The sequence below is a fragment of the Microcoleus sp. Pol12B5 genome (genome assembly GCF_036701335.1).
Taxonomy (GTDB): Bacteria; Cyanobacteriota; Cyanobacteriia; order Cyanobacteriales; family Microcoleaceae; genus Microcoleus.
The window spans coordinates 26,633-32,849 of the sequence record NZ_JAUBQQ010000071.1; the positions used below are offsets into that span (position 1 = coordinate 26,633).

General features: G+C 40.7%; 7 protein-coding genes. 6 read left to right on the top strand and 1 reads right to left on the bottom strand.

Going from position 1 to position 6,217, the window contains the following annotated elements; translation table 11 throughout:
- The first annotated feature begins 71 nt into the window (after positions 1 to 71).
- From QUA24_RS22730 to QUA24_RS22740, 3 genes are all read left to right on the top strand, one after another.
- Positions 72 to 1,988 carry a glycosyltransferase family 39 protein gene (locus QUA24_RS22730; protein ID WP_333232267.1) on the top strand — a complete coding sequence of 639 codons (1,917 nt, stop codon included), beginning with the start codon at positions 72 to 74 and terminating at the stop codon, positions 1,986 to 1,988.
- A 43-nt stretch (positions 1,989 to 2,031) separates the two neighbouring features.
- Positions 2,032 to 2,559, top strand: a complete 528-nt coding sequence (locus QUA24_RS22735) for a GNAT family N-acetyltransferase (RefSeq protein WP_333232268.1) — start codon at positions 2,032 to 2,034, stop codon at positions 2,557 to 2,559.
- 137 nt (positions 2,560 to 2,696) lie between these two features.
- Positions 2,697 to 2,939, top strand: coding sequence for a hypothetical protein (locus QUA24_RS22740; RefSeq protein ID WP_333232271.1), 243 nt, complete (start codon positions 2,697 to 2,699; stop codon positions 2,937 to 2,939).
- A 23-nt stretch (positions 2,940 to 2,962) separates the two neighbouring features.
- Here the strand turns inward: QUA24_RS22740 and QUA24_RS22745 are convergent, their stop codons facing one another.
- Entirely contained in the window at positions 2,963 to 3,472 is a 510-nt protein-coding gene (locus QUA24_RS22745) for a hypothetical protein (RefSeq protein WP_333232273.1), read from the bottom strand.
- A 125-nt stretch (positions 3,473 to 3,597) separates the two neighbouring features.
- On the opposite strand from QUA24_RS22745, the gene QUA24_RS22750 reads away from it, so the two are divergent.
- From QUA24_RS22750 to QUA24_RS22760, 3 genes are all read left to right on the top strand, one after another.
- Positions 3,598 to 3,837 (top strand): hypothetical protein, encoded by a 240-nt coding sequence (locus tag QUA24_RS22750; RefSeq protein WP_333209710.1) that lies wholly within the window; start codon positions 3,598 to 3,600, stop codon positions 3,835 to 3,837.
- Positions 3,797 to 4,093 (top strand): type II toxin-antitoxin system prevent-host-death family antitoxin, encoded by a 297-nt coding sequence (locus QUA24_RS22755; RefSeq protein WP_333232275.1) that lies wholly within the window; start codon positions 3,797 to 3,799, stop codon positions 4,091 to 4,093. Before QUA24_RS22750 ends, QUA24_RS22755 begins: the two co-directional genes overlap by 41 nt.
- 164 nt (positions 4,094 to 4,257) lie before the next feature.
- On the top strand, positions 4,258 to 6,183 hold the full coding sequence (locus tag QUA24_RS22760; protein WP_333232276.1) for a hypothetical protein: 1,926 nt from the start codon (positions 4,258 to 4,260) through the stop codon (positions 6,181 to 6,183).
- The last annotated feature ends 34 nt before the right edge of the window (positions 6,184 to 6,217 follow it).

Sequence of the window (6,217 nt, forward strand, 5' to 3'; positions counted from 1 at the left end):
GAGAATGCGAATCTTTCGGTAGACTCTCTAAGCGAGCTAAAATTTTAAATCTAAAATCGCAGGAAGTTTGGGTGAAGGAAGTTATTAAAAGTTTGTCAGAGTTTAGAAATCGCCCGATCGCACCTTTGCTGCTATCGATTTTATGGCTGTGCGCGATCGCCTGGGTAGGTTTCTTGTGGAATCTCGGCAACATCGGTTTAGTTGACGAAACCGAACCGTTGTTTGCCGAAGCCGCCCGTCAAATGACGGTGACAGGAGATTGGATCACTCCTTATTTCAACGGCGAAACGAGGTTTGACAAGCCGCCGTTGATTTACTGGCTGATGGCGGTGGCTTACCGCACTCTGGGCGTTAACGAATGGGCCGTGCGTCTTCCCTCGGCCTTGTGCGCGATCGGTCTGACTTGCCTCGGATTTTATACCCTATCGAAGGAAGAAGGAAGTTCGGCAACGAGAACTGTACGGGATTTAACGGATGTCAGGAAGCAGGAAGAAGTCCGATGGAAGCCGGAAGAAGAAACAGAGAATAACAACTCACAACTCAAAACTCCCCGTCTCCCAATCTTTTTTTCTACTCCTTGGATTGGTGCGGCGCTAATAGCTTTAAATCCCCAAACTATTGCCTGGGGACGGACTGGCGTTTCAGATATGCTATTAGTTAGTTGTATGTGTTCGGCACTGCTCGCATTCTTTCTCGGTTACACTCTAGAAGAACAGAGAGAAAAAGCAGAATTTTCCACTGTTTCCGCTTCCCGATTTCCCAATAAGTGGTATCTGACTTTTTACGTACTAATTGCCTTAGCAATTCTGGCTAAGGGGCCTGTAGGAATTGTCGTTCCAGCGCTGATTGTTGGCAGCTTCGGGCTTTATTTGGGAAATTTTCGCCAACTTTGGCGCGAAATGCGTCCGGTGTCGGGAATCTTAATTATTCTGGCGATCGCCCTGCCTTGGTACATTTTCGTTATTTTAGACAACGGTCAAACTTATATTGACAGTTTTTTCGGCTATCACAATTTCCAGCGTTTTACTGGAGTAGTCAACAAACACTCGGCGCCTTGGTATTTTTACTTTTTTGTAGTGCTAGTTGGTTTTGCACCTTGGTCGATTTATTTGCCGGTGGCGATCGCCCGCACCCGTTTTTGGCAGCGCAGTTACTGGCGCCGTCAACCGCGATCGGCTCAGTTGAGTTTATTTGCTTTATTTTGGTTCGGCTGCATCTTTGGTTTTTTTACGATCGCCGTGACCAAATTGCCGAGTTATGTATTGCCTTTAATCCCCGCCGCTGCGATTTTGGTAACGCTACTGTGGAGCGATATTATTGCAGGCAACGAACCTGAAAACAGGCGGGGAAATTTAGAAAAAAAACCTAATTCTTTACCGCGAGGGCTGTTAGTTACATACATTTTTAATGTCATATTTTTATTAATTGTAGCCGGAGCAACTTTCTACAGCTACAACTGGTTGGGAGATGACCCGGCTATGCCCAATTTTCCTCAAGCAATTCAGGAGTCGGGATTGCTGATTGTCGGCGGTGCGATTTGGATAACTACAGCGGTGGCGATCGCACTTTTACTTTGGAAGCGGCAACAGCGCTGGATTTTGGTTGCTAACTTCATCGGGTTAGTAGCATTTATCATCTTTGGTCTTACTCCAGCCTACAAAGTCGTCGATATCAACCGCCAGTTACCTCTGAGACAGTTAGCGCAGGTTGCGGTTCAACAAAAACTGCCGGGGGAAGAGTTTATTATGGTTGGTTTCTGGAAACCCAGTCTGGTCTTTTATACCGAAGGGCCGGTGACTTACTACCGAGCTGTCAGAAGGGCGATCGACTACATTAAGGAGTCTAAAAACCCAACTTCTCCCTCTATTTTGTTGCTGGGATATCCAGAAAAATTTGTGGAATTAGGATTGCAGCCAAATCAATATCAATTGTTGGACAGTCGGGGTGCTTACCAACTCGCCAGGGTTCCGAGAACAGCATTTCGTTAGTGTCTATAGTGTTATTTAATACTTGGTTAAACAAGGTAGAAAAATGATTACAACTAAGAATCTTCAACTACTTGCCGTCCAAAGGATTCACGTAGAAGCTTTCTTACGAAGTAAAAGCGAGCTTGCAGCAATTTTAAATGTCATAGTGCCTAATAGCTGGCCTCTTTTCCCAGAAGCATTTTCCCTCCCGGCTGACGAAGCTTGCGAATCCAATCCGCCTCCAACTGACTGGCGCAACTACTTCTTTATTCATCCACAAAATCAAGTGCTGGTTGGCAACGGAGGTTTCACAGGCTCACCTGATGAGTCGGGGACTATAGAGATAGGTTATGAAATTGCTTCCGAATATTGGAATCGCGGATTTGCAACTGAGGTGGCACAGGGAATGATCGATTATGCTTTCGCTCACGAGGAGGTTAAAGCAGTCATCGCCCACACTTTAGCTGAAAAAAATGCCTCGAATAGGGTGTTGCAAAAAGTGGGAATGAAGTTCATTGCAGAGGTGGACGATCCTGAAGAAGGCAAGATATGGCGATGGCAAATAAGCAGGGATGAATATCATCCGACTTGAACCGTAACGCCGTTTGGCTGTTTAAGTCACTGGTTTTGGCGGTAATTTGAAGGTTCTCGGTTGGAGCATTAAATCTGGCAGATTTAATAAAAGCTATAATCTAGTCACTACCTAAAACCCGAAGCTGGGAGCCTACAATGGTTTCAATTCTCAACAAACCCTCCTCGTTAATCCATGAGATTTGCATTGAAAAAGTCGAGGGGTGGAAGTTGTTCAAATTTAGTGAACCGCTGCAACAGCGGATGGAAGAATTGTTAGAGAAGAAGAAGGCAGATCAACTAATGGCCGAAGAGGTATGGGAACTCGACGCTATGGGGGAATTAGATCGTATCTTTACCCACATCAATGCAATGATGGTGGCTGAAGATGTCAATCAGTGATCCGACGATATAGAACGTTTGGGTTAGCCACGCCCTTCAATGTATCCCTTAACAAGTTGGGTAAAAGCTAATACCTCAAGCATTAAGTAAGTGAATGAATTAGCTATTAAAAATGATTTATTAACTTTGTATTTTTCAATTATTTTTAGTCCCCAAATCCCTATTAATAATTCTAGGTAAACGGAAAAGAAAAACATAGGAATGAGTGTAATCATAATTTCCAACGGCAGAAATGGAAAAGAACCAGGCTGTACAGGCACGGTTGTGTGGAAGACGATATGTCCAATAAACGCCCCAATACATAGGATAATAAAACCTCCCCCTATCGTCGATATGATATTTGTTATAAAAGCAATAAAAATTGCTTTTAGAATACTCACGTTGAGTAGTTTTTTGTGAATATAAGCTTCTATCGCGATAATGGGAATTAGCAAAACAATTTGATAGACAACACTCTGACTGAATAGTGGAATTCCGGCATTGGCGAGATATAGAGATGTATTTAAGTGCATAAAAAAGCTAGTAGAAAACATAGAAGTGGGTCTCCTGTAGTTATTAATGATGATAATTAGCCTGCCATTTGTTGAGCCTAGCCTCAAGTTGTCTGAAACAATGGAGAATGGATAGGATGCCATTTTAGTGTAAAAGTATGGTAGCCATGACTGAGTTACTCGAACGTGTGTTAGCGGAGCCCTCGAAGAGGATCGCCAAGTTGAAAACATTGTCTGCCAGCGAGCAAGATGCCCTCGCTTCAATGATTCTGGAAGAACTTGAAGACGATAGGCGCTGGGATCAAGTATTCTCCTGTCCCCCAGATGCTCTTGCTAAACTCGCAGTGACCGCAATGGCTGAGTATCATGCAGGCAAAACCGAAAAACTCGATCCAGAAACATTGTGAATTCAAGCACTACAACCGAGTTCCGTTTAATGAAGCTCAAGATCAGTTGCAGCAGTCGATCGCTCCCATGAGTCAGTCACTTCAACCGATCGCGATCGCAGGACAGACTAGCAATACAGTATTATTGTCTGAAGCTGACTCGGCATCCGTTGCCCGTGAAACACTGTATCTTCTCTCAGTGCCGGGGATGCGGGAATCGATTCGGGAAGGAATGGCAACGCCGATCGAGGAGTGCGATCGTCAGTTGGAGTGGTGAATTGGAATTTGGTATATACCAAACAGGCACAGAAAGATGCCAAAAAACTGGTGTTTAGCAATTTACGATACAAAGCACAAGAGTTCAGGCGCTACTATGGGTATCAGTCAAAGAAAAGACTATCCCACGATATGTATTTACTCTAGATAAGGTGATAACACATAATGCAAAAGCAAACAGACGATCTTAATCAGCAGTTAGAATCAGTTCGTTGCAAAATTATTAATTCCTACCTTACAACTATTGAAGATAGCTTTCTCGAAAATCGTCCCCAACTAAAACTTATCAATTATGGTACGGGTTCAGGAAAAACTCACCAATTGTTTCAAGCGATTTATAAAACCATAGAAGAACATTCAACTATTCAAATAATCGGCATATATGTTGCGCCATTGAGAGAACACTTATGTGTTCCAACTTCAGTTGAGAGCCAATACCCAGATATTCCCGTCTATAAAATAAATTCGTTACCAATGAAAACGACGGATGAGTATATCAAATTATACAAGGAATTGATATCTTCAATTCTAAAAAACAAAAAAATTTGGAAGATCGATCGAAAAGTATGTACTGATGAAAAGGTTCAGGCAAATAGACGAAACCTTGAGAAAGTGAAAGATGTGATTAAACGCCTTGAATATGTAAAAAACACAGGTTTTGGAGATGAGGATTTTAATAAATCTGAGACAGATAAAGCAATATGGGAACTGAATTCTTTAATTGAAAGGTTTTTAGAATTTTTTATCAAATGTGAATTAGATAAAAGTAACTGTCCTGCTGAATGTTTAAAGTTAATTGAAATATTTTTTCCCCTTCATCTTCTGCAAAACAAATCTGGAATTTTGATGCTCACGTATGATAAATTTGAAACGCTTATTCCGTACTTTATCCACAACGGTACAAAATGGGTAAAGAAAAGCAGTCATCTCGATAAATACGTTATTGAGCATACAGACAACTCCCGAAAGTTTATACTTGCCTTGGATGAGCAGGAAGATGGCTATCAAATTATGCTAGAGGAGAAGATTGATATCATCTCTCCTGAAAAACTGGCAATCAATAATGCGCTGTCATCTATCAATAGAGAATTTTCGATGCTGTTTTCAACTCAAAACAATGAAAACAGAGATTTTCTAAATGTTTTAGATAAGAATAAGGGAGCTTTTTACGAATTTCAAGAACACTTGGAAAAAGACAAAGTTCTAGAAGAAAAATTGCAAAAATTCGCCCGCACATATCAAAGACTGACTGTTGAGGAGGGAAACTCTATCAATTTTTTACAAAAGATAGTAGGAATTAAAAAGGGGCTTGACGAATCACTGAAACAAATTTTGGAAATTTTCGATAATCATGATGAACAAAATCACATTATAGTAGATTTTGAAATGTTATCCAGAGTTATTTCAAAATTCCAGAATAATAGAAGTTTGTTGATTACTCAAAAGCTTTACAATAAAATATGTGATGATTTAATGAACATTTTTGCATACAACAACCTATACATCTACAACCTAGAACCTCTGCAAAAATTGTTTTTAACCAAACCTTCTGGCGGGCACGTCCAAATCACAGAGGAAAAAGTGGCAGATAATACCTCTCTAGCAGAGTTAATTTATGCCATTCTAGCTGTGCGATCGCAAATCAAAACCATCAAAGATTTTCTGGCTAACGTCTTAGATGCTGAAGATTCTCAATCCCGTTCTTTAGAAATTTGGTCGAAACAAATAGCTAGAGTCCAAAAGGCAAGTGAAGAAAGCCCCTCGCAAAATCAACTGCTAAAATACTTAAATATTGCCTATGTCTATGAAAGTTATAAGTCGATCGTAAATATCAAAGAAATTTCTCGTTATCAAAATCCTAAAAATAATCTGATCGATCGCGCCCTTAGAGAAGTTTCTATTGGTAGTACGGCTATATTGACTTCCCCTGAATTCAAGATAAATTCCATGTTATGCAATAATAGTAATGTGATTTTTCTGATTTCAGCAACAGGAGGAATTTTAGGAGATTTAAGCACGAGTTATGATATGCAGTATTTCAAAGATAATAGGACTTACGCATTGACAAAAAATATCATCTATGTAGTCTAGATAATGGCATCCTTGTGAAGGTTGGCAAAAATAT

Bases quoted from the DNA above. Each gene is read 5' to 3' on its own strand.
- QUA24_RS22740 (WP_333232271.1), top strand. From the start codon at position 2,697: ATGGTTTCAATTCTCAACAAACCCTCCTCGTTAATCCATGAGATTTGC.
- QUA24_RS22755 (WP_333232275.1), top strand. From the start codon at position 3,797: ATGCAGGCAAAACCGAAAAACTCGATCCAGAAACATTGTGAATTCAAG.
- QUA24_RS22750 (WP_333209710.1), top strand. From the start codon at position 3,598: ATGACTGAGTTACTCGAACGTGTGTTAGCGGAGCCCTCGAAGAGGATC.
- QUA24_RS22735 (WP_333232268.1), top strand. From the start codon at position 2,032: ATGATTACAACTAAGAATCTTCAACTACTTGCCGTCCAAAGGATTCAC.
- QUA24_RS22760 (WP_333232276.1), top strand. From the start codon at position 4,258: ATGCAAAAGCAAACAGACGATCTTAATCAGCAGTTAGAATCAGTTCGT.
- QUA24_RS22745 (WP_333232273.1), bottom strand. From the start codon at position 3,472: ATGTTTTCTACTAGCTTTTTTATGCACTTAAATACATCTCTATATCTC.